Annotated in this window: 21 protein-coding genes; 11 read left to right on the top strand and 10 right to left on the bottom strand. The window is 65.7% G+C overall.

The window, feature by feature from the left end:
• Nucleotides 1-56: 56 nt before the first annotated feature.
• On the bottom strand, nucleotides 57-1,700 hold the full coding sequence (gene groL, locus QDT69_RS20025; RefSeq protein ID WP_050628570.1) for a chaperonin GroEL: 1,644 nt from the start codon (nucleotides 1,698-1,700) through the stop codon (nucleotides 57-59).
• A 162-nt stretch (nucleotides 1,701-1,862) separates the two neighbouring features.
• Nucleotides 1,863-2,159 (bottom strand): co-chaperone GroES, encoded by a 297-nt coding sequence (locus QDT69_RS20020; protein ID WP_018269780.1) that lies wholly within the window; start codon nucleotides 2,157-2,159, stop codon nucleotides 1,863-1,865.
• A 318-nt stretch (nucleotides 2,160-2,477) separates the two neighbouring features.
• Here QDT69_RS20020 and QDT69_RS20015 point away from each other — a divergent pair, with 318 nt between their 5' ends.
• Nucleotides 2,478-2,993: a hypothetical protein gene (locus QDT69_RS20015; protein ID WP_279708176.1), complete on the top strand. Its 516-nt coding sequence runs from the start codon at nucleotides 2,478-2,480 to the stop codon at nucleotides 2,991-2,993.
• Nucleotides 2,994-3,402: 409 nt separating this feature from the next.
• On the opposite strand, the gene QDT69_RS20010 is transcribed toward QDT69_RS20015, so the two are convergent.
• Nucleotides 3,403-4,179, bottom strand: coding sequence for a protein phosphatase CheZ (locus tag QDT69_RS20010; RefSeq protein WP_279708175.1), 777 nt, complete (start codon nucleotides 4,177-4,179; stop codon nucleotides 3,403-3,405).
• Between QDT69_RS20010 and QDT69_RS20005 the strand changes: the two genes are divergently transcribed.
• Both QDT69_RS20005 and QDT69_RS20000 read left to right on the top strand, forming a co-directional pair.
• Nucleotides 4,163-4,420, top strand: a complete 258-nt coding sequence (locus tag QDT69_RS20005; RefSeq protein WP_279708174.1) for a hypothetical protein — start codon at nucleotides 4,163-4,165, stop codon at nucleotides 4,418-4,420. The two genes, QDT69_RS20010 and QDT69_RS20005, sit on opposite strands and share 17 nt — an antisense overlap.
• A 69-nt stretch (nucleotides 4,421-4,489) precedes the next feature.
• The gene (locus QDT69_RS20000) at nucleotides 4,490-5,299 is read left to right on the top strand and encodes a L,D-transpeptidase (protein ID WP_279708173.1); all 810 of its coding nucleotides are present in this window, start codon (nucleotides 4,490-4,492) and stop codon (nucleotides 5,297-5,299) included.
• 152 nt (nucleotides 5,300-5,451) lie between these two features.
• On the opposite strand, the gene QDT69_RS19995 is transcribed toward QDT69_RS20000, so the two are convergent.
• The 6 genes from QDT69_RS19995 to QDT69_RS19970 all read right to left on the bottom strand — a co-directional run bounded on the left by QDT69_RS19995 (nucleotide 5,452) and on the right by QDT69_RS19970 (nucleotide 11,813).
• Complete coding sequence (locus QDT69_RS19995) at nucleotides 5,452-6,294, bottom strand: DUF2076 domain-containing protein (RefSeq protein WP_279708172.1); 843 nt, start codon at nucleotides 6,292-6,294, stop codon at nucleotides 5,452-5,454.
• Between the two features lie 146 nt (nucleotides 6,295-6,440).
• Entirely contained in the window at nucleotides 6,441-7,283 is an 843-nt protein-coding gene (locus tag QDT69_RS19990) for a ChbG/HpnK family deacetylase (RefSeq protein ID WP_279708171.1), read from the bottom strand.
• Entirely contained in the window at nucleotides 7,280-8,326 is a 1,047-nt protein-coding gene (locus tag QDT69_RS19985) for a glycosyltransferase family 2 protein (RefSeq protein ID WP_279708170.1), read from the bottom strand. Before QDT69_RS19985 ends, QDT69_RS19990 begins: the two co-directional genes overlap by 4 nt.
• 163 nt (nucleotides 8,327-8,489) lie before the next feature.
• Nucleotides 8,490-9,467, bottom strand: a complete 978-nt coding sequence (gene hisG, locus QDT69_RS19980) for an ATP phosphoribosyltransferase (protein WP_279708169.1) — start codon at nucleotides 9,465-9,467, stop codon at nucleotides 8,490-8,492.
• The gene (locus QDT69_RS19975) at nucleotides 9,464-10,642 is read right to left on the bottom strand and encodes an ATP phosphoribosyltransferase regulatory subunit (protein ID WP_279708168.1); all 1,179 of its coding nucleotides are present in this window, start codon (nucleotides 10,640-10,642) and stop codon (nucleotides 9,464-9,466) included. Before QDT69_RS19975 ends, hisG begins: the two co-directional genes overlap by 4 nt.
• Before the next feature lie 373 nt (nucleotides 10,643-11,015).
• Nucleotides 11,016-11,813, bottom strand: coding sequence for a 16S rRNA (uracil(1498)-N(3))-methyltransferase (locus QDT69_RS19970; protein ID WP_279708167.1), 798 nt, complete (start codon nucleotides 11,811-11,813; stop codon nucleotides 11,016-11,018).
• 487 nt (nucleotides 11,814-12,300) lie between these two features.
• Here QDT69_RS19970 and QDT69_RS19965 point away from each other — a divergent pair, with 487 nt between their 5' ends.
• Entirely contained in the window at nucleotides 12,301-13,032 is a 732-nt protein-coding gene (locus QDT69_RS19965; RefSeq protein ID WP_279708166.1) for a hypothetical protein, read from the top strand.
• Between the two features lie 10 nt (nucleotides 13,033-13,042).
• Nucleotides 13,043-13,975, top strand: a complete 933-nt coding sequence (ubiA, locus tag QDT69_RS19960) for a 4-hydroxybenzoate octaprenyltransferase (RefSeq protein ID WP_279708165.1) — start codon at nucleotides 13,043-13,045, stop codon at nucleotides 13,973-13,975.
• Nucleotides 13,976-14,528: 553 nt separating this feature from the next.
• Here ubiA and QDT69_RS19955 read toward each other — a convergent pair.
• Entirely contained in the window at nucleotides 14,529-15,053 is a 525-nt protein-coding gene (locus tag QDT69_RS19955) for a DUF6101 family protein (protein WP_279708164.1), read from the bottom strand.
• Nucleotides 15,054-15,329: 276 nt separating this feature from the next.
• Between QDT69_RS19955 and QDT69_RS19950 the strand changes: the two genes are divergently transcribed.
• The 6 genes from QDT69_RS19950 to lpxK all read left to right on the top strand — a co-directional run bounded on the left by QDT69_RS19950 (nucleotide 15,330) and on the right by lpxK (nucleotide 20,945).
• Entirely contained in the window at nucleotides 15,330-16,718 is a 1,389-nt protein-coding gene (locus tag QDT69_RS19950; protein ID WP_279708163.1) for a TldD/PmbA family protein, read from the top strand.
• Entirely contained in the window at nucleotides 16,705-17,514 is an 810-nt protein-coding gene (locus QDT69_RS19945; protein ID WP_279708162.1) for a 3'(2'),5'-bisphosphate nucleotidase CysQ, read from the top strand. The genes QDT69_RS19950 and QDT69_RS19945 overlap by 14 nt, the downstream gene beginning before the upstream one ends.
• Nucleotides 17,515-17,674: 160 nt before the next feature.
• Nucleotides 17,675-17,923: a DUF4170 domain-containing protein gene (locus QDT69_RS19940; RefSeq protein ID WP_050628541.1), complete on the top strand. Its 249-nt coding sequence runs from the start codon at nucleotides 17,675-17,677 to the stop codon at nucleotides 17,921-17,923.
• Nucleotides 17,920-18,633: a lysophospholipid acyltransferase family protein gene (locus QDT69_RS19935; RefSeq protein WP_279708161.1), complete on the top strand. Its 714-nt coding sequence runs from the start codon at nucleotides 17,920-17,922 to the stop codon at nucleotides 18,631-18,633. The genes QDT69_RS19940 and QDT69_RS19935 overlap by 4 nt, the downstream gene beginning before the upstream one ends.
• On the top strand, nucleotides 18,596-19,930 hold the full coding sequence (locus tag QDT69_RS19930; protein ID WP_279708160.1) for a 3-deoxy-D-manno-octulosonic acid transferase: 1,335 nt from the start codon (nucleotides 18,596-18,598) through the stop codon (nucleotides 19,928-19,930). Before QDT69_RS19935 ends, QDT69_RS19930 begins: the two co-directional genes overlap by 38 nt.
• Nucleotides 19,923-20,945, top strand: a complete 1,023-nt coding sequence (lpxK, locus tag QDT69_RS19925; RefSeq protein WP_279708159.1) for a tetraacyldisaccharide 4'-kinase — start codon at nucleotides 19,923-19,925, stop codon at nucleotides 20,943-20,945. Before QDT69_RS19930 ends, lpxK begins: the two co-directional genes overlap by 8 nt.
• Nucleotides 20,946-20,955 lie beyond the last annotated feature (10 nt).

Raw genomic sequence — 20,955 nt, 5'->3', positions numbered from 1 at the left:
AAAAGAAGGCCGCCCGGAGGCGGCCTTCGATTGCGATGCGGATGTGCGGAGGGGGCTTAGAAGCCGCCCATGCCGCCCATTCCACCCATGCCGCCGCCCGGCATCGCCGGCGCCGCATCCTTCGGCACTTCGGCGACCATGGCTTCGGTGGTTACCAGCAGGCCGGCCACGGAGGAGGCATCCTGCAGGGCGGTACGCACCACCTTGGCGGGGTCGATGATGCCCTTGTCGACCATGTCGACATAGTCCTCGGTCTGGGCGTCGAAGCCGAAGGTCTCCGACTTGTTCTCGAGGATCTTGCCGACCACGATCGAGCCCTCGACACCGGCGTTCTCCGAGATCTGGCGAACCGGAGCCTCGAGCGCCTTGAGCACGATGTTGATGCCGGCCTGGACGTCGGCATTCGGGTTGGTGAGACGGCCGACCGCCTTCTTGGCGCGCAGCAGTGCGACACCGCCGCCCGGCACGATGCCTTCCTGCACCGCGGCGCGGGTCGCGTTCAGCGCGTCCTCGACACGGTCCTTCTTCTCCTTGACCTCGACCTCGGTCGCGCCGCCGACCTTGATCACCGCAACGCCGCCGGCGAGCTTGGCGAGGCGCTCCTGCAGCTTCTCACGGTCGTAGTCCGAGGTGGTTTCCTCGATCTGCGCCTTGATCTGGCCAACGCGGGCGTCGATGTCCTTCTTCTTGCCGGCGCCCTTGACGATCGTGGTGTTCTCCTTGTCGATCACGATCTTGCCGGCGCGGCCGAGCATGTTCACCGTGACGTTCTCGAGCTTCATGCCGAGGTCGTCGGAGATCAGCTGACCGCCGGTCAGGATCGCGATGTCCTCCAGCATCGCCTTGCGGCGATCGCCGAAGCCCGGCGCCTTGACGGCGGCGACCTTGAGGCCGCCGCGCAGGCGGTTGACGACCAGCGTCGCCAGCGCCTCGCCCTCGACGTCTTCGGCGAGGATCAGGAGCGGACGGCCGGACTGCACCACGGCTTCCAGCACCGGCAGCATCGACTGCAGGCCGGACAGCTTCTTCTCGTGCAGCAGGATGTAGGCATCCTCGAGCTCGGCGGTCATCTTCTCGGCATTGGTGATGAAGTAGGGCGAGAGATAGCCGCGGTCGAACTTCATGCCCTCGACGATGTCGACCTCGGTCTCGAGCGACTTGTTCTCCTCGACGGTGATCACGCCCTCGTTGCCGACCTTCTGCATCGCCTGCGCGATCATCTTGCCGATTGCGGCATCGCCATTGGCCGAGATGGTGCCGACCTGGGCGACTTCCGACGAGGAGGCGACCGGCTTGGCGCGCTTCTCGATGTCCTTGATCACGGCGGCGACCGCGGTGTCGATGCCGCGCTTGAGGTCCATCGGGTTCATGCCGGCGGCGACCGACTTGGCGCCCTCGCGGACGATGGCCTGCGCCAGCACGGTGGCGGTTGTGGTGCCGTCACCGGCGGTGTCGTTGGTCTTGGAAGCGACTTCGCGCAGCATCTGCGCGCCCATGTTCTCGAACTTGTCGTCAAGCTCGATCTCCTTGGCGACGGTGACGCCGTCCTTGGTGATGCGGGGTGCGCCAAAACTCTTCTCGATGACGACGTTGCGGCCCTTCGGGCCGAGCGTCACCTTCACGGCGTTGGCGAGCACGTCGACACCGCGCAGCATGCGGTCGCGGGCGTCTCCGGCGAATTTTACGTCCTTGGCAGCCATTGATTTGAACTCCTGGAAAAGGCGTCATCCCTTGCATAACGGCCTTTGCCGTTATTGCTCGATGAGCGGGCCTTGGCCCGCGTCTCGAAGGATGAGTTGTGGGGGCTCACCCTTCGAGACGGCAGCTGCGCTGCCTCCTCAGGGTGACGGAGAGAGGTGTGATCAGGCCAGCACGCCCATGATGTCGGACTCCTTCATGATCAGGAGCTCCTGGTTGTCGAGCTTGACCTCGGTGCCCGACCATTTGCCGAACAGCACGCGGTCGCCGACCTTGAGGTCGATCGGAATCAGCTTGCCGGCTTCGTCGCGGCCACCGGGGCCGACGGCGACGATCTCGCCCTGCGACGGCTTCTCCTTGGCCGAGTCCGGAATGATGATGCCGCCCTTGGACTTCTCCTCGGCATCGATACGCTTGACCACGACGCGGTCATGCAGTGGGCGGAAGGTGGATTTAGCCATGACGTTCCCTCTTGGAGGCTCGGTTTCAGGTCCGGTTCATCGGGACCGGCGTTGAATGCCGGCCCGGTCGGCGCAGGGCAGGACGCCCGACGCATTTAGCAATCGTGGTGCGAGAGTGCTAATTGTGCGCCGGGAAATATGGCTTGGCGCAGTTTCTGTCAAGCAAACGGGTTAAGGCCTTGGTGAGGCCAATATAGGATGGTGGACCAGAAACCAAATCGTAGCGATGACGTAATTTTGTCAGACGTCATTGCTCCGTCTTAAGTTTTACGCTTGGCTGCAGGACGGGTGCGGCCGGGACATTGTCGGGGGATACATATGATCAGGTCACTCAACGCGCGATTGGTCGCACGGTTCGCGGCCGTTTCGGCGCTGACGACACTCTTGGGGGCGTGCGGCAGCATGAGCCTGCCGTCGTTGTCATCGAACCCCGAGCCGGCGCCCGAACCGGGGGTCGCCCCGGAAATGCCGGCGAGCATCCGCCCCGACGAGATCGTCGGCCGCTGGGGTCTCGCGTCGTTCCAGAATCCCGCCGACCGCGCCCGCACCGAGGCCGCCGCGCGCGGCCAGTGCAAGCAGCCTTACGTGATCGGCGCCGGCCAGAACGGCGGCGTCATCATGCATCTGGCCGACCAGGCCACCCCGCAGGAATTGCGGCTGAAGGGTTCCCCGAGCGGCAAGAACTATATCGGTCCGCCCGGACCTGTGCCCGGCGAGCAGGATCGCGAGATCATCTCGTTCGACGGAAGGGTCCTGATCACCCGCTTCGTCGACAAGGACGCCGCCACCCGCTACGGCAACATGGTCTACGTCCGCTGCGCCCCGCGGGCGTAACGGCTCAGCTGTTCAGCATCGGATAGTGCCACGCGAGTGGTGCACCTCTCCCCTTGTGGGAGAGGTCGAATTGCATCGCCAGATGCAACTCGGGTGAGGGGTATCTCTCCGCGAGTGACCCTCTCGCGATTTGAGTATGCGGCGACAACCCCTCATCCGGCGCCATAGCCGATGCGAAGCATCGGCGTTCTAAGAACGGCGGCCGGAAGGCCGCCTATGCCACCTTCTCCTACAAGGGGAGAAGGGAAGATCCACCGTCATTGCGAGGAGCGAAGCGACGAAGCAATCCATGCCGCCGCCTTTTCGGAACGATGGATTGCTTCGCTTCGCTCGCAATGACGAGGATGGACTGCCGCCCAAACAAAAACGCCGGCCCGAGGGCCGGCGTTTTTCGTAATGTGACGATCGCTCAGTTGAACATCGCGTCGATGTCGTCCTGCGAGGCATGGCCGGCGTCGCCGTCGAGCTTCGGGCCGTTGAGCAGGCGGGCATCGCCCTCGCGGGTGTCGACGATCGGCGGGGAGTGGGTCTTGATAGCGTCGACGCCGCCCCAGATGTTCATCATCTCGTTGATGTGCTGTTCGATGAACTTCATCGTCTGCATCACCTTGCTGATGCGCTGGCCGGTGAGGTCCTGGAAGTTGCAGGCCTCGAAGATCGAGACCACGCGCTCCTGGATGTCTTCGCTGAGCCGCTTCTGCTGGTCGGGCGTGACATTGTTGGCGAGCGCGGTCGCGGCCTGGTCGATCGCCTCGACCGCTTCGAGGATCTGCTGGGTGGCCTGTTCGGTGCCGCCGACCACGGCGCCGAGCTCGCCATTGACCTTGGCCATCTCCTCGCCGTTGAAGCTCTTGCCGTGCAGCACGGCGATCTCGCGCTTGGTGCGGCTGATCGCGTCATGGATCAGGTCGAGCTCGACCTTGAGCTTCTCGCACTGTTCGACCTGCGCGCGGTAGGTCTCGAGCAGCGCCTGCGTTTCGGCGACTTCGCGGGCAACTGCGGCATCGACGCTGTCGCCGTTGCGCTGTGCCGGTGCTGCGGCCATCTGGGAGCGGATCGAGCGAAGCTCGGCCATGATCTCGCGATGCATCGGACCGAGGTCGGCGCCACCGGTCACTTCCGGCTCCGGCATCACAACCTCACCCATCGCCTGCTCGACACGAAAACGCTTGCGCTTCACTGACATGATTTTCATTCCCGCCCCTTCACTGCAGTCCGTTCTAGACAGTGCGGATTTAACGTCAGGTTCACGCGGGAACAGTTTGCATCGACAGCATGCGACCGCCGCGATACCGCCGATTAACCATGTCGCTGCTGCGTTCACGCAAAATAAACGCTACCGGGCAAAACCGCGCCGCATTGCCGACGTGGTGAATCCAAACGGCCGTTCCGTTTACCAAACCGATGCGGTTTTCATTGCTTATTGACCACGTGCAACGGCGCAAGTCGGCGCCCTCGCGCATCACGTCACGACGAAACCAGTACAGAGTACGTCGATGTTCAGGAAAACCACGCTTGCGCTGCTCGCCGGCGCGTCTTCTCTTATTGCAATTCCCCATTCCGCCATGGCGATCGATGCGTCGGCTCAGCCCGAGCCCGCCGTGATCTACGCCAACCAGGGCGCACCGCAGCCGCCGATGCGCACCGCCTATGTGCAGCCGCAACGCTCCAACATGGGCGGCGGCTTCATCGAATTCCTGTTCGGCGATGCGCCATCGTCGCAGGGTTATGCGCCGCAGCCGATGTATCAGCAGCAGCCAGCCTATTACGGCAATCGCCGGGGGCTGCCGCCGATGGATCCGCAGCAGCAGATGATCCGTCAGCAGCAAGAGGCGGCAGGTGATCCGACCCAGCGTCCGTTCGATCCGCAATATGAAAAGCAGCTGGTCGACTATCACGGCAAGGAAGGCGCCGGCACCATCGTCGTCGATACGCCGAACAAGTTCCTCTATCTGGTGCAGGGCGACGGCCGCGCGCTGCGCTACGGCATCGGCGTCGGACGGCCCGGCTTCACCTGGGCCGGCACCAAGACGATCTCGGCCAAGAAGGAGTGGCCGGCCTGGACGCCGCCGCCGGAAATGCTGGCGCGCCGTCCCGACCTGCCGCGGCACATGGAAGGCGGCCCGGAGAATCCGCTCGGCGCCCGCGCGATGTATCTCGGCTCCTCGCTCTATCGCATCCACGGCTCCAACGAGCCCTGGACGATTGGCACCAACGTCTCGTCCGGCTGCATCCGGATGCGCAACGAGGACGTGATCGATCTCTACGGCCGCGTCAATGTCGGCGCCAAGGTCGTCGTGATGTAAGATTGTAGCCCGGATGCAGTGAAGCGAAATCCGGGACGGACTTCATCGCGGATAGACCTGCCCCGGATTGCGCTTCGCTTCATCCGGGCTACGATTGATCAAACTAAACGGCCGCTCGATTGGAGCGGCCGTTGTTGTTCCAGCGACCGCGTTTACGCGTAATCGCTGTTGTCGTCGCCGCCGTTGTCATCGAAGTCGTCGGCATCTTGATCATCGTCACTGTCCCGGTCGGCCTGCGCCTGGTCGAACGCGCCGGCGCGCGAGCCGTAATCACTGTCGCGACCGGACGAACTGACATCGTTGATCCCGGCGTCACGGGCGAGATCGCTCGACGACTGGTCGCCGCCCCAGGGACGCGAACCACCAGTGAGGCTGCCGGCATCGGCCAGCGACTGGTGACCGCCACCCATCATGCCGCGGATGCTGGAGAGCAGCAGCCCGCCGCCGACCACGCCGGCCGCGGCCGCCGCCGCAGTGCCGAGGAACGAGCCGCCACCGCTGCCGGGCGCGCCGCCGCCGAAGGCCGGCGGGCCGCCATAGGGCTGGTTGTATTGGGGCTGATTGTATTGCTGCGGCGGCTGGCCATAGCCGCCACCCGCCTGCTGGATCGCCTGGCCCGAGTTCCAGACCGGGCGGCTGCCGCCCGGATCGCGGTTGCCCATGTCGGGCGCGCGCACCGGCGGCACCGAGCCGTGCGGCTGGCCTTGTCCCTGGCCGAAGATCGCATCGCGCATCGAATCGAGGAAACCGCCGCCCAGCTGCTGTGCGGGCTGCTGCTGGCTGACCGCAGCCTCGAGCTCCTGGATCCGATCATGGGCGCGCTTCAGCGCCTCGTCCTGCACCAGCGCGGTCTGCACCAGCGCGTAGACCGCATTCGGCGCGTTGCGCAGGCCCTGCATGATCGCGGACATGGCCTCGCTGTCGCGCGGGGCATTCTCCAGCTTGGCGAGCCGGTCGAAGAGATCGTCGATCAATTGGCGTTCTTGCGGTGTCATGGCGTTCTCCATCGCGTCGATCGAATCGGCGCGCGGCTGATGTAGGACGGGCTTTGTGGCGCAAGGAGTGGGGCCCAGAATTAAATTTATGTATGCGACAATACGACCGCAGGTTTCTTTATGAACCTTGTCAGGCTCGTGTAACTTTATTCGAGTGTAACTTTATTCAGGCCCAGCAGCGCCGGGAAATCGTCACTGGCGAGATAGGCATGCTCGGTCTCGCGCTGCGTCGTCAGCGGATCGAGGTTCTTCAGTGTTTCATCGACGAAACCGGGATGGCACATCACCAGCCCGTCCTCCGGCAGGCCGTCGAGAAAGCCGCGCATCAGCGCCGCGAAATCGTTCTCGCGTGTAAAATCATAGGCGCCGGCGAAGGCCGGGTTGAAGCGCAGGCCGGATCGCTGCGCCTTGATCCGGAACTGGGTGCTGAGCACGTTGAGCACCAGTGCCTTCGGCGCCGCCAGCTGACGCGCCAGAGGATCTTCGCGGCCGCACTGCCGCACCCAGGCGTCCGGCGCGCGTTCCTTCACAGCGCGCAGGAAGCCGTCGCGCACCTGCGGGAACAGCTGCGCGTGCTGGTGGCCGTCGACGAAATCGGGCGCGCGCCCGAACAGGTCGTGGAAGGCGTCGAGCTGCGCCAGCACCTCGGCATGAACCAGCTCGGCGTCGAGCCGGTGCATCAGCCCGGCGCGCAACAGCCGTGGGAACGGCAGGAACATGTCGCCGTCGAGTGGACGGAAATGCATGGTCAGCGGCCGGAACGGCGCGGTCAGCGTGACGTGCAGCCCGATCGCGCAGCGCGGGCTTTTCGCGACCGATTCCTGCAATGCGGCCGCAGCCTCGCGGCCGATCGCCGGCGTCACCATCATCACCGACGCCGCATTGAGGCGGCCGCGCTCGATCAGATCGCGGATCGCGCGGTTGACGCCGTCACTCAAGCCATAATCGTCAGCGCACAGCCAGATCCGACGCGGCGCAATTTCGCTCATTCGGCGGCGGTCCGCTCGGAGGCATCTTGCGTCGCGCCGCCGTCGGCGTGCTTCTCGGTATGCTCGGCGACGAAGTAGATCGGCCGGGCTTTCAGCTCGGAGAGGATCTTGCCGATATATTCGCCGACGATGCCGATCATGATCAGCTGCACGCCGCCGATCGTCATCACGCCGATCATCAGCGACGGATAGCCGGGGACCTGCTTGCCGGTGGTCAAGACTTCCCAAAGGATCGAGAGGCCGAACAGGAAGGCGGCGCCTGCGAGCAGCGCGCCGAGCAGGCTGGCGAAGCGCAGCGGCGCCACCGAGAACGAGGTCAGGCCTTCGATCGAGAGGCCGATCAGCCGTCCCGCATTGAAGGTGGTGACGCCATGCGCACGCGGCGCCGGCTCGTAGTCGACGCGGATCTGCTTGAAGCCGATCCAGCTGGCGAGGCCCTTGAAGAAGCGGTTGCGCTCCGGCAATTGCCGCAAGGCCGCCGCCGCACGCGGCGACAGCAGGCGGAAGTCGCCGGCATCCTCGGGGATCTGCTGCCGCGCGCCCCAGTTGATCAGCGCGTAGAAGCCGCGCACGGCAAGCCGCCGCGCCGCCGATTCATTGTCGCGATGCGCCTTCGCCGTGTAGACCACGTCGTAGCCGTCATCGATCCAATGCGCGACCAGTTGCTCGACCAGCGTGGGCGGATGCTGGCCGTCGCCATCCATGAACAGCACCGCGCCGCGGCGGGCGTGGTCGAGGCCGGCCATCAGCGCCGCCTCCTTGCCGAAATTGCGCGACAGCGACACCACCTGCAGGTCGAGCCCATCGGCGGGCAGGCCGCGCGCGATCGCAAGCGTATCGTCCGCGCTGCCGTCGTCGACATAGACCACTTCGCAGGCGAGGCCGTAGCGAGCGCGCAGCGACCTTGCAAGGTCGATCAGCCGTTGGTGCAGCGCACTGAGCCCGGCGGCCTCGTTGTAGACGGGCACGACGATCGACAGACCCTGCGCGGCAGCGGTCTTGGCGGTCGTGGTCAGGCTGGAAACGTCAGAGCCCAGCATCATCGGTCAGGTTCCAGAACAAGAGCGTTTTCGGGCGAAGCCTGCCCCGCGCTTGATGCGGGGTGGGGTTCGCCTTCGCGGCAAGAAAAACGCGTCACAACGAGCGATCATGAACACAATATGGTACCGGCGGCCGCCTGTCGCCAAGATGAACGGCCGGGCCGACTCATTGTCGCAGGAACGCCTCGAGCTTGGCGAACAGCGGATTCTCGCGGTCGAACACATAGTCCAGCGACACCACCGAGACGGTTTCAGCGCCGTGCTCGCGCAGGAAGCTGCCGAGCGCGTAGAGCTTGCCCGGTGGGCAGTGCAGCGTAAGCATGCCCGACGAGGTCGGCCCGCCGAACGGGGCGACCACGCCGAAGCGCTGATGCGCCTCGGACAGCAGCGCGTCGTTGCAGCCGGCAAAGCGGGTGCGGACCTCGCGGTACTTGGCTGCGCGGGCCCGCGCGGCGATGTGGTCGAGGATCACGCGCGCGGTCTCGCGGGCGCCGGTCGACCAGTCGGCATCCTTCGAAGCCACCAAATTGGCCTGGCTGCGCAGCATCACGCCGTCGTCGAGCACCTTGAGCCCGTTGGCGGCGAGCGTTGCGCCTGTCGTGGTGATGTCGACGATCAATTCGGCGGTGCCGGCCGCGGGCGCGCCTTCGGTCGCACCGGCGCTCTCGACGATGCGGTAGTCGCCGACGCCGTGCCTCGCAAAGAAGCCGCGCGTCAGGTTGATGTATTTGGTCGCAACCCGCATGCGGTGATTGTGCTGCTCGCGGAAGCCGCCGGCGACGTCGTCGAGGTCGGCCATGGTGCGGACGTCGATCCAGGCCTGCGGCACCGCGACCACGACATTGGCATAGCCGAAGCCGAGGCCTTCGATCATCAGCACGCGCTTGTCGGGATCCGGAATGCTCTCGCGCACCAGGTCCTCGCCGGTGACGCCGAGATGCACCGTGCCGCGCGCCAGATTGGCCGCGATCTCGCTCGCCGACAAATAGGCGATCTCGACATTGTCGACGCCGGCGATGGTGCCGCGATAGTCGCGCGCGCCGCCGGCCTTCGACAGGGTCAGCCCGGCGCGGGCGAAGAAGCTTTCCGCGTTTTCCTGCAGGCGTCCCTTGGACGGAACGGCGACAACGAAGGGCGTGCTCATTGGGTGGCTCCGCGGCCGGCGGCCTTGCCATGCCGGGTCATCGCCTCGATCCAGACCGAGAAACCGACCGCGGGGATCGGATTGGCCGATCCGAGCTGCGACATCAGCCCGTCATAGCGGCCGCCCGCGACCAGCGGCTCGCTGCCGTTACCCTTGGCGTGCAGCTCGAATTCGAAGCCGGTGTAGTAGTCGAGGCCGCGGCCGAATGCGGTGGAGAACCGCGTCTTCTTGATGTCGATGCCGCGCGCGGCCATGAAGCCGACCCGGCTCTCGAACTGGTCGATCGCAGCAGTGAGGTTGAGCTTGGCGTCCGAGGCCAGCGCCCGCAGCTGCGCGACCGCGTCGTCGGGATCGCCCGCGATCGACAGGAAGCGCTTGATGGTGGCGACCGCATCGCGCGGCAGCGCGCCGGCCTTCAAGGTCGATTGCTCGAGGAAGCGGTCGGCGATCTCAGCGACCGTGCGTCCGCCGACATTGGTGGTGCCGGCGATCGACATCAGGTCGGTGACCAGCGCCAGCGCCGCCTTGCGGTCGGAGCCGGCGAGCGCCGCGAGCACGCCCTCATATTCGTTGCGGCCCGGCGCGGTCGAGAGTGTCAGCTGCTCGATGTCGTCGGTCAGCGAGACCTTGCGGTTGAAATCCTTGATCAGGCGGCGCCGCCACACCGGGTAGAGCTCCAGCGCATCGATCAGCGCGTTGAACAGCGCGACGTCGCCGGTGCGGATCTCGACGTCCGTCAGCCCGAACGCGGTGGTCGCCTCCAGCGCCAGCGCCAGCATCTCGGCGTCGGCCGCGGCGCGGTCCTGCCGTCCGAAGGATTCGATGCCGGCCTGCAGGAACTGGCTCGGCGCGCCGCCGCGATAGCGGAACACCGGGCCGAGATAGCTGAAGCCGGCAGGTTGGCCGGCGCGAGGCGAGGCGAGGTAGTCGCGCGCCACCGGGATCGTGAGGTCCGGGCGCAGGCAGAGCTCTTCGCCGCTCGGGTCGGTCGTCAGATACAGGCTCTTGCGGATGTCTTCGCCGGAGAGGTCGAGGAACGGCTCGGCCGGCTGCAGAATCGCGGGTTCGGACCTGACGTAACCGGCCTGCGCGAACGAGGCCAGCAGCGCATCCGCCCAGGAAGCTGCCCCTGGGGCGGATCCGGCGGCGGATCGTGGTGCGGCAGCTTCGGTCATCTCGAGGTCCAATTCGCCCCGCAATCGCGTTTCGAGGCCGGTTCCATAGGTGGTGTTGGCGGAGCCCTTAGCATGGCCGATCCATGGTTACGACAGGGATCAGCCAAAGATCAGCCAAGTGGCTTAATGATTGGGTTCGTTAACGATTTTGCGACGGCTTGGCTAGGGGCCGGGCGCGCCGAATTGCGAGTGAGGTGAGCACGCCTCTCAGGCTCCCTCCCCCTTGCGGGGGAGGGGCGGGGAGAGGGGTAAGCCCCGGGCTCCAGCGGTCGAGATTTTTATGGCTCTCCGCAATCCAGCCGTTGTCGCGCGAACGTCGCGAGCGTGAATCCGCGCGAACCGTCACACGACGGAGCAAGCGGCACCCCTCTCCCTAACCCTCCCCCGCAAGGGGGGAGGGAACCCGTCCGCTGGTGCGTCCATCACTGCCACGCCAATCCCCGAGCGCTGCCTGCACCAGCGCCAGCGCGGCGACGGCGGCGGTGTCGGCGCGCAGGATGCGCGGGCCGAGTGCGAGGCGGAGGATGGTGGGCTGGCGCAGCAGCAGCGCGCGTTCCTCCTCGGCAAAGCCGCCTTCGGGGCCGACCAGGACATCGATCCCGGCATTCGCAGCCTTCGCCGCCTGCAACGCCTGCACCGGGTTTTCGACATCGGCCGCCTCGTCGCAGAACACCAATAACCGCGCCTGGTCGCGGCCGGCGAGGAAGCGCTCGAGCGGAAGGGGATCGGCGACCTCGGCAAGCGAGATGATGCCGCATTGCTCGGCGGCCTCGACCACGTTGGCGCGCATCCGTTCGCCATTGACCCGCGATACCTGGGTGAAGCGGGTCAGCACCGGCACCAGCCGCGCGGCGCCCATCTCGACGGCCTTCTGCACCATGTAGTCGAGCCGCGCATGCTTCAGCGGCGCGAACACATAGGCGACGTCGGGCAGGCGATCCTGCGCGCGGGTCTGCGCCGTGATCGTCAGCGTATCGGCGCGCTTGCGGCCGGAAATCGCCGCGCGCCATTCGCCGTCGCGCCCGTTGAACACCAGGACGGTGTCGCCGGAGCCAAGCCGCAGCACGTTGCCGAGATAATTGCTCTGGTCGCGTTCGAGCGAAACGGTTGCACCGGCGCCAAGCGGCGCATCGACGAACAGACGGGGGCTGCGAAAATCGTGTTCGGGCATGTTTCGGGGAGGATCTTCAAATTCCCTGACGGACATCGTTCACCAGCGCTGCGGCGGCTTCACTGCAGCTCGGCAAGTTTACCAAACTGAACGACACCGTAATCCCGCGGACTCGCCATGAACTCGCCGGCCGGGTAGAAAGAAAGCGTCGATACATTGCTTCTGTCACCAAGTCATTTTGAAGTCCGAGGGGTCGCTTGCACGCGGCCCCTTTTGTCGTTCGGTCGGTGCGGGCGCAAATTCAAAGCGACGCATGACCCGAAAATCCTGTTCAGGCAGATTTGAAGCCTGTTTTACCGCCGTTCGTAGCCTAAAGGCTTAGAATCCGGGAACAATTTAATGTGGCCGGTGTGGCCCTACGCCGCGCTGTCGCCCAAATCCACGGGTTGTTAAGGGCTCACAGGAATCGTAAAACGCCCCCAAATTTCGTTGCTTCGTTTTCGTTGCGCTGGGGTTGCCTGGACCTTTTGCCGGAGAAACACCCTCGATGATCCGCCGACTGATCGTGCTGACCGTTGCTGCGACCGCCCTGTCCGTGGGGCAGGCCGCTGCCCAGAGCGCTTTTCCGGCTCCGCTCCCTGGCCAGGCCGGCACCGTCAACGACCCCGCGTTCCCGCCGGTGAACGGCGCGCGGCCGAGCCGGGCAGGCACCGCTTCGGATCCTGCGTTCCCGCCAGTCAACGGCGCGCCGGCGGCCAGGGTCGGCGCTACGCCGTCGGCATTTCCGTCCAATGGTGCAGCTCCGATCGCCGGCGGCGGTCTGTCATCCCCACCGCCTCCGCCGGGGGCCGGTGGTGGCGGGGGTCCCGGTGACGCCTGCATGAAGGATTTCGTGCCGCTGCGCGAAGAGACCGAGAAGCGCGGCAAGGCGATCAAGGCGGCGAGCGACCGGCACGCCAGCCCGCAAGAGGCCTGCAAGCTGATCGGCAATTACAGCCAGGCTGAAGTCAAGATGATCAAGTACGTCGACACCAACGCGACGAAGTGCGGAATTCCGCCACAGGTCTCCAACCAGCTCAAGGACGGTCACAAGAATACCGAAGCGCTGCTGAAGAAGGTCTGCAACGTCGCTGAGCAGGCGGCGGCGCAGCCGCGCGGGCCCGCGGGGCCGTCGCTCAGCGACGTGCTCGGCTCGTCCGCCTCGCTGCCGGAAGCGACCCCGACCAAGAAGGGCGGCAGCACCTTCGACACCCTGAACGGCAACGTTCTGACCCGATGATGGATCGCAGATGAGCGACGTATCCGCCCGCGTTGCCGACTCCACAGGCAACTGGGTGGATACGCACGCGCCGGTCTGGTCGCGGCCCTATCTGCGGCTTGCGCGCTACGATCGGCCGATCGGCTCCTGGCTGCTGTTGATGCCATGCTGGTGGTCGGCGGCGCTCGCCGCCGGCGTCGCGCATGATGTTCGCTCGCTCCCGCTCACAGTCCTGCTGTTCTTCATCGGCGCCTTCGTGATGCGCGGCGCCGGCTGCACCTGGAACGACATCACCGACCGCGATCTCGACGCCAGGGTCGAGCGCACGCGGTCGAGGCCGATCCCGGCCGGGCAGGTGACGGTGACGCAGGCCGTGATCTTCATGGTGCTGCAGGCGCTGATCGGGCTTCTCGTGCTGCTGCAGTTCAACCGCTTCGCGGTCATGACCGGCATCGCCTCGCTGGTGATCGTCGCGATCTACCCATTCATGAAGCGGATCACCTGGTGGCCGCAGGTCGTGCTCGGCCTCGCCTTCTCCTACGGCGCGCTGATGGGATTTGCGGTGACGCTCGAACGCATCGATCTGACCGCGATCGCGCTCTACGCCGGATCGATCGCCTGGGTGATCGCCTACGACACCATCTACGCCCATCAGGATGCCGAGGATGATGCGCTGATCGGCGTCAAATCCACCGCGCGCCTGTTCGGCGCGCGCACCCATCGCGCGCTGGTGATTTTCTATGGTCTCGCCGTGTTCTTGATCGGCGTGGCGTTCGCGCTGGCAGGCGCACGCTGGCCGGCCTGGATCGGCCTTGCGGCGTTCGCGCTGCATCTTGGCTGGCAGGTCCGTCGTCTCGACACCAGCGACGGCGCGCTCTGCCTGCGCATCTTCAAATCCAACCGCGACGCCGGCTTCATCCTGTTCGCGAGCCTGGTCGTCGATGCGGTGATGCGGGCGGGGTAGCACGCTCTCGTCATTCCGGGGCGACGCGAAGCGTCGAGCCCGGAATCCATTCCCCCACTTGTTCTGTGGCGTGATGGATTCCGGGCTCAGCCCTACGGGCTGCCCCGGAATGACGAGCGATGGTGGTGCGTCCCTCACGCGAGCATGCGACGCTGCGTCCCCACCCTCAACTGTCCATCGCCCGGCTCGCCGCCTCCGCTAAAGCTTCGGCGCGCCTGGGATGCATGGCCTCGTCGAAGCCTTGGCGGAGACGGGACCGGGCGATCCAGTACGCCGCGGCTTCTCGGCTCAATCACTGCTGTCTCTGGAATACTGGATCACCCACTTTCGCGGGTGATGACATCGAGTGCTGTGAATCGCGTGGTGTGAGACGATGAAGCGAGAACCATCCACCAGCGTCGTCCTGGCGAAAGCCAGGACCCATTACCCCAGCTGCCCATCGTTGCGCGACGCCGGGGCCACGATCCCGTTCACAATCAAACTCGGTGGTTGGGTCCTGGCTTTCGCCAGGACGACACCGATGGTGAGGTAGATGGAGCGTGAGACGGTGAGACTAATCCCGCGCGATGATCTCGCGCTCGTCGCGATGCACGCTGGCTTCGTTGAGACGGAATCCGGCGCGGCGGCGGACCAGGAATTTCGGGCGGCGCGCGCGGATCGCGTTGCGGCGGCGGCGGCGCGCCGAAGGCGTCCGCGGTGCCGGCTCGCTCAGTTGCGGCAAACGGAAGATGTCGCTCCACATCTGCCAGGCGGAGGTGATTTCATCGGCATCCGAACTGGAGCCGAGCGGAATGGAGAGCGCGGGATCGCGGTGCACCAGCACCAGCATCTGCGCGTCGTCGATGCCGCGCAGCGCGACGCCGAGGAAATCGCTGACGCGGACATTGACCGCCATCCGCATGCCGAGGACGGCGCGGCGTAGCACGACATGTTCGCGATGAAGCTCGACCTGCCGCATGCCGCCGTCCGCGCGCGCATCCTGCGCGTGGAAGCTGAGCGGAAGGGAAAGTGGGTCGAGCCGCATTGCGCAGCTCGACCCGGCGGAATTGATTCCGCTTGTTGGTGTTTGACGCCTCAAAGCTCTAGTCTCCCCGCCGGGATTATGTTCCCGGTCGATGTGTGAGAGCCTAGCCGACCGATTGCCGTTTCAGCTTAAAAAGCCTGGTTAATCGCTCCTCACCTGGCGCCATGATTGACAAGAGGTTGGCCCGCATGATTGACGAAGCCTTGCACCGATCACTCAAATCTTTGTTGCCTGCCGGTGCAAAGTGCTTGAAATCCCTGTGAATCCGGCACATCTGGTTAGGTCTGTCGACTTCGTTCCGGGCCCCCCTCAATCCGCAGGAATTCGTTCGTGAACTCTTCACCATCTGCATCGCGACACGGTGATACCTCCGATCTGTTCGACCAATCCGCGCTCAGCGACCTCGCGCAGCGCCTGGTCGATGCCGCCAAGCGCGCGGGCGCCGACGCCGCCGATGCCATCGCGGTGCGCGGCGTCTCGCAAGGCGTCGAGGTGCGCGATGGCCGGGTCGAGGAAACCGAGCGCTCCGAGGGCGATGATGTGGGCCTGCGGGTGTTCGTCGGCCAGCGCCAGGCCGTGGTGTCGACCAATGATGTCACCGGCGACGGGATCGCAAAGCTCGCCGAACGGGCGGTCGCGATGGCGCGCGTGGCGCCGGACGACAAATATGTCGGCCTGGCCGATCCCGCGCTCCATGCGCATGATTTCCCCGACCTCGATCTGCTCGACCGCAATGTTCCGACCACGGCCGAGCTTGAGCAGCGCGCCATCGCGGCCGAGGCTGCGGCGCTCGCGGTCAAGGGCGTCACCAAGTCCGGCGGTGCGTCGGCCTCGACCGGCATCGGCGGCATGGTGCTGGTGACGTCGACCGGTTTCCACGGTTCTTATCTGCGCTCCAGCCACGGCATCTCGACGACGGCGATTTCCGGCGAGGGCACCGGCATGGAGCGCGACTACGACTTCACCAGCGCGCCGCATGCCTCCGATCTCGATTCACCCACGACCGTTGGCCGCAAGGCCGGCGAGCGCGCGGTGGCGCGGTCGAACCCGCGCAAGGTCGAGACCTGCAAGGTGCCTGTGGTGTTCGATCCGCGGGTTGCCGGCTCGATCGTCGGTCATCTGGTCGGCGCCATCAACGGCGCCTCGATCGCGCGCAAGACCAGCTTCCTGAAGGACAAGCTCGGCGAACAGCTGTTCTCCAAGGACATCCGCATCATCGACGATCCCTTGCGCGTGCGTGGCCTGCGCTCGCAGACCTTCGATGCCGAGGGCGTCAAGGTAAAGAAGATCGCGCTGATCGACGAAGGCGTGCTGACCACTTGGGTGCTGGACTCCGCGACCGCGCGCGAGCTCGGCCTGGTCACGACAGGGCATGCGCATCGCGGCGTCTCGTCCTCGCCGTCGCCGGGAACATACAATCTGCATCTCGAGCCCGGTGCGGTGACGCCGAAGGAGCTGATCTCCGACATCAAGCAGGGCTTCTATGTCACCGACCTGATCGGCTCCGGCGTCAACGGCGTGACCGGCGATTACAGCCGAGGCGCGTCCGGCTTCTGGATCGAAAATGGTGAGATCACCTATCCGGTCAGCGAAGTGACCATCGCCGGCCATCTGCTGCCGATGTTCAAGTCGCTGGTCGCCGCCAACGATCTGGAGTTCCGCTACGGCGTCAATTCGCCGACGCTGCGCATCGAGGGTCTGACGCTTGGCGGACGCTGATACGGACGATTGGACCAAGGCGCGCGATGCCGCCTTGCTGACCAGATCGGTGCAGGAAGCGGGCCGGCTCGCATTGTCGCTGTTCCGCACCGAATTGAAGAACTGGATCAAGGGCGCGTCCTCGCCGGTCTCCGAGGCCGACATTGCGGTCAACGATCTCTTGGAGCAGCAGCTGCGTTCGGCAACGCCTGCCTATGGCTGGCTGTCGGAGGAGAGCGCCGATAGCGAGAGCAGGCTCGGCAAGCGCTTCACCTGGATCGTCGATCCGATCGACGGCACCCGCGCCTATCTCGCCGGGCGCGAGGATTGGTGCGTCAGTGTGGCGCTGGTTGAAAACGCATCTCCGGTGCTCGCGGCGGTGTATGCGCCGGTGAGCGAGGAATTCTTCTTCGCCGCCCGCGGGCAGGGCGCAACCCTGAACGACGCCGCCGTGCACGCGACCACAGGCACCGATTTCAATTTTCCCCGCATGGCCGGACCGAAACCGCTGGTGCAGCGGCTCAGCCCGACGCCGGACGAGATCACGCTGTTTCCGCGGATCGGATCGCTGGCGTTGCGGTTGTGCCGCGTAGCACAAGGTCGACTTGACGCGGCCTTCGCGGGCGGGCAAAGCCGCGACTGGGATCTTGCCGCCGCGAATTTGATCGTGCAGGAAGCGGGTGGTAAGATGACCGCGCTCTCGGGGGAAGCGATTGAGTACAATCGCCGGGAGGTGACGCATGGGGTGCTAGTGGCAGCAGGACGCGAACGTCATGCACGCATTGTCGAGCATTTTCGCAGCCGTCCGTTGCCGTGAGGCCTCGCCGATCCGCTCCGCGCTTCCGATTGTGACAACCAGACTTGTTACGACAGACCTGTGACGACCAGACTTGTGACGACCAGACTTGCGACGACACGACCTGTGACGACCACGACTTCAGTTCTTTGCCGGGCATCTCGTTAGGAAAGCCACCATCATGTCAGACAATGCCCAGCCGCAGCTGCTTCACCTCGTTATCGGCGGCGAGTTGACCGATCTCGAGCACAACACCTTCAAGAATCTGGACGAAGTCGAGATCGTCGGCGTCTACCCGAACTACGCGACCGCCTATGCGGCCTGGAAGGCGAAGGCGCAAGCGACGGTGGACAACGCCCAGATGCGCTATTTCGTCGTTCACCTCCACCGGTTGCTCGATCCTGAGCAGGACACAAAGCATTCCCATTGAAACGACTTCTTCGCGATCTGCTGCGCAGCGGCTTCGTGCAGCGCGCGCTGGGTGTGCTTGCGGCCGAATATCTGCGGCTGGTCTGGTACACCAACCGCTTCATCTATCAGCCGTCTGACGTCTACGCGATCGTCGAGCCCCTGATGCCGGCGATCTTCGTGTTCTGGCACGGCCAGCACTTCATGACGCCGTTCATCAAGACCAAGGCAAGTTACCGCGCCAAGGTCCTGATCTCCCGCCACCGCGATGGCGAGTTCAACGCCCTCGCGGTGGAGCGGCTCGGCATCGGCACCATCAGAGGTTCCGGCGACCATTCCGGCGCGTTCCATCGCAAGGGCGGCGTCGGGGCCTTCCTCGAGATGGTGCGGGCGCTGGAGGACGGCTGTAACATGGCGACCACGGCCGACGTGCCGAAGCGGGCGCGGGTGGCCGGTCTCGGGGCCATCATGCTGGCGCGGGAAACCGGCCGGCCGATCGTCCCCTTTGCGATGGTCACCAGCCGATTCATCCGGTTGAAAAACTGGGATTCGACCACCATCAATTTGCCATTCGGGCGCGGCGCAGTGGTAGGTATTGAGCCGGTCTATGTGCCGCCGGATGCCGACGCCGCGACGATGGAAAAGCTTCGGCAGCACGTGGAGAATTTGCTCAACGAAGCGACCCGGCGCGCTTATGCAGCGGTCGGGCGGCCGGAGGCAACGCTTGGCTAGCTCGCTACCGATGACGTTGCGCGTCTACCGCAAGCTGTCGTCCGCGATGGTGCCGCTCGCGCCTGCGCTGATCAAGCGGCGGCTCAAGCTCGGCAAGGAAGATCCCGAACGCGTCGGCGAGCGGCGTGGCGTCAGCGCCGACACCAGGCCGCAGGGCCCGCTGGTGTGGATTCACGGCGCCAGCGTCGGCGAGGTGCTGGCGGCGGTGGGGCTGATCGAACGGCTGCGCGCGCTCAATCTGCGCATCCTGCTCACCTCGGGGACGGTGACCTCGGCCGCGATCGTCGCCAAGCGTTTTCCGCCCGACGTGATCCATCAATACGTGCCGTATGACTCGCCGCGCTATGTCGCGCGCTTCCTCGATCACTGGCGTCCGTCGCTGGCGCTGTTCATCGAGTCCGATTTGTGGCCGAACCTGATCCTGTCGAGCGCCGCGCGGCGGCTGCCGATGGTCCTGATCAACGGACGGATGTCGCAGCGCTCGTTCCCGCGCTGGCGCCGGGTCTCCAACACCATCGGCGCGCTGCTCGGACGGTTCGACATCTGCCTCGCGCAGTCGAAGACCGACGCCGAACGCTTTGCCGCGCTCGGCAGCCCCAACGTCGTCGTCACCGGCAACCTCAAGCTCGACGTCGCCGCGCCGCCGGCCGATCCGGCCAAGCTGGAGCGGCTGATGTCGGTGACGCGCGGCCGCGCGATCGTGGTCGCCGCATCGACCCATCCCGGCGAGGAAGAGATCCTGATCGAGGCGCACAAATCGCTCGCCAAATTCTTCCCCGGGCTGCTCACGGTGATCGTGCCGCGGCATGCCCATCGCGGTGAGGCAGTCGCACAACTCGTGACGGATGCCGGGCTGCGTCCCGGCCTGCGCTCGCATGAGGACCTGCCGGTCGCGACAACAGATATCTACGTCGCCGATACGATGGGCGAGCTCGGCCTGTTCTACCGCCTCGCGCCGATCGTGTTCATGGGCGGCTCGCTGGTCGAGCATGGCGGCCAGAATCCGATCGAGGCGATCAAGCTTGGCGCTGCCATCGTGCACGGCCCGCACGTGTTCAATTTCACCGATGTCTATGAGGCGCTCGATCGTAGCGGCGGCGCGCGGCGCGCCGACGACCGGGACGCGCTGGTCAAGCAGCTCGGCCAGTTTCTCGCCGATCCCGCGTCGCGTGATGCGTCGCTCGCCGCCTCCGAGCGCGTCGTCGAACAGCTCGGTGGTGCGCTGCAGCGCACGGTGAACGCTCTCGAGCCTTATCTGTTGCAGTTGCGGCTCGAGATGGGAGCGGCCAATGCGTGAGCCGGCCTTCTGGCACCGGCCGTCGTCTCGGATCGCATCTCTGTTGAGCCCCCTTGCCGCGCTGTACGGCGCGGTCGCCGCGCGGCGGATGCGGCAACCCGGCGCCGATGCCGGCATTCCCGTGATTTGCGTCGGCAACTATCATGTCGGCGGCGCTGGCAAGACGCCGACGGTGCTGGCGCTCGCAAAGCTGCTGCAGGAGCTCGGCGAGCGGCCGGTGGTGCTCAGCCGCGGCTATGGCGGCAGGCTTGCCGGACCGGTCAAGGTCGATCGTAATAGCCACACGGCGGCCGATGTCGGCGACGAACCGCTGATGATGGCGGCGACCTTGCCGGTCGTGGTGTCGCGCGACCGCGCCGCGGGCCTCGCGCTGGCGCGCGCGCAGGATGCGAGCGTGATTCTGATGGATGACGGATTCCAGAATCCATCCGTGGTCAAGGACACCTGCCTGATCGTGATCGACGGCACGCGCGGCGTCGGCAATGGCCGCGTCATTCCGGCAGGCCCGTTGCGCGCACCGCTGTCGCCGCAGCTCGCGCGAACCGACGCACTGATCGTGGTCGGCGAGGGGAACGCGGCAGCAAAGTTCGCGGGCGATCTCGCATCGCGTGGCAAGCCGGTGTTGTCTGCGCGTCTGAAGCCGGATCAGGCTTCACTGGCGGCGCTGCGCGGCGCGCGTACGCTCGCCTTTGCCGGCATCGGTGATCCCGCGCGCTTCTTCAATACGCTGCGTTCGAGCGGCGTCGACGTCGTGCGCAGCCGAGCTTTCCCCGATCACCACGCCTTCACGGCGGACGAGATCGAACAGCTCGCGGCCGACGCGCGAAGCGATGGGCTGACGCTGGTGACGACGGAAAAGGATCTGACGCGGTTGCGCGGTCCGGACGGGGTGCCGGCCTCGGCACAGGCGATCGTGCCGTTCGCAGTGAGGATGCAATTCGACGATGCTGCCGCGCTGCGGCGCTTCGTGATCGATCAGCTGTTCAAGGCGCGGGACAGGAGGTTGCGGAGATGAACCCAGCCCT

Source organism: Bradyrhizobium sp. CER78 (assembly GCF_029846235.1).
In the GTDB taxonomy this organism is placed as follows: Bacteria; Pseudomonadota; Alphaproteobacteria; order Rhizobiales; family Xanthobacteraceae; genus Bradyrhizobium.
This window is presented reverse-complemented; position numbering and strand designations above follow the sequence as displayed.

What these genes read in the sequence shown, in the direction of transcription:
- groL (WP_050628570.1), bottom strand. Translation starts at nt 1,700, where the DNA reads ATGGCTGCCAAGGACGTAAAATTCGCCGGAGACGCCCGCGACCGCATG.
- QDT69_RS20020 (WP_018269780.1), bottom strand. Translation starts at nt 2,159, where the DNA reads ATGGCTAAATCCACCTTCCGCCCACTGCATGACCGCGTCGTGGTCAAG.
- QDT69_RS20015 (WP_279708176.1), top strand. Translation starts at nt 2,478, where the DNA reads ATGATCAGGTCACTCAACGCGCGATTGGTCGCACGGTTCGCGGCCGTT.
- QDT69_RS20010 (WP_279708175.1), bottom strand. Translation starts at nt 4,179, where the DNA reads ATGTCAGTGAAGCGCAAGCGTTTTCGTGTCGAGCAGGCGATGGGTGAG.
- QDT69_RS20000 (WP_279708173.1), top strand. Translation starts at nt 4,490, where the DNA reads ATGTTCAGGAAAACCACGCTTGCGCTGCTCGCCGGCGCGTCTTCTCTT.
- QDT69_RS19995 (WP_279708172.1), bottom strand. Translation starts at nt 6,294, where the DNA reads ATGACACCGCAAGAACGCCAATTGATCGACGATCTCTTCGACCGGCTC.
- QDT69_RS19990 (WP_279708171.1), bottom strand. Translation starts at nt 7,283, where the DNA reads ATGAGCGAAATTGCGCCGCGTCGGATCTGGCTGTGCGCTGACGATTAT.
- QDT69_RS19985 (WP_279708170.1), bottom strand. Translation starts at nt 8,326, where the DNA reads ATGATGCTGGGCTCTGACGTTTCCAGCCTGACCACGACCGCCAAGACC.
- hisG (WP_279708169.1), bottom strand. Translation starts at nt 9,467, where the DNA reads ATGAGCACGCCCTTCGTTGTCGCCGTTCCGTCCAAGGGACGCCTGCAG.
- QDT69_RS19975 (WP_279708168.1), bottom strand. Translation starts at nt 10,642, where the DNA reads ATGACCGAAGCTGCCGCACCACGATCCGCCGCCGGATCCGCCCCAGGG.
- QDT69_RS19970 (WP_279708167.1), bottom strand. Translation starts at nt 11,813, where the DNA reads ATGCCCGAACACGATTTTCGCAGCCCCCGTCTGTTCGTCGATGCGCCG.
- QDT69_RS19965 (WP_279708166.1), top strand. Translation starts at nt 12,301, where the DNA reads ATGATCCGCCGACTGATCGTGCTGACCGTTGCTGCGACCGCCCTGTCC.
- ubiA (WP_279708165.1), top strand. Translation starts at nt 13,043, where the DNA reads ATGAGCGACGTATCCGCCCGCGTTGCCGACTCCACAGGCAACTGGGTG.
- QDT69_RS19940 (WP_050628541.1), top strand. Translation starts at nt 17,675, where the DNA reads ATGTCAGACAATGCCCAGCCGCAGCTGCTTCACCTCGTTATCGGCGGC.
- QDT69_RS19930 (WP_279708160.1), top strand. Translation starts at nt 18,596, where the DNA reads ATGCAGCGGTCGGGCGGCCGGAGGCAACGCTTGGCTAGCTCGCTACCG.
- lpxK (WP_279708159.1), top strand. Translation starts at nt 19,923, where the DNA reads ATGCGTGAGCCGGCCTTCTGGCACCGGCCGTCGTCTCGGATCGCATCT.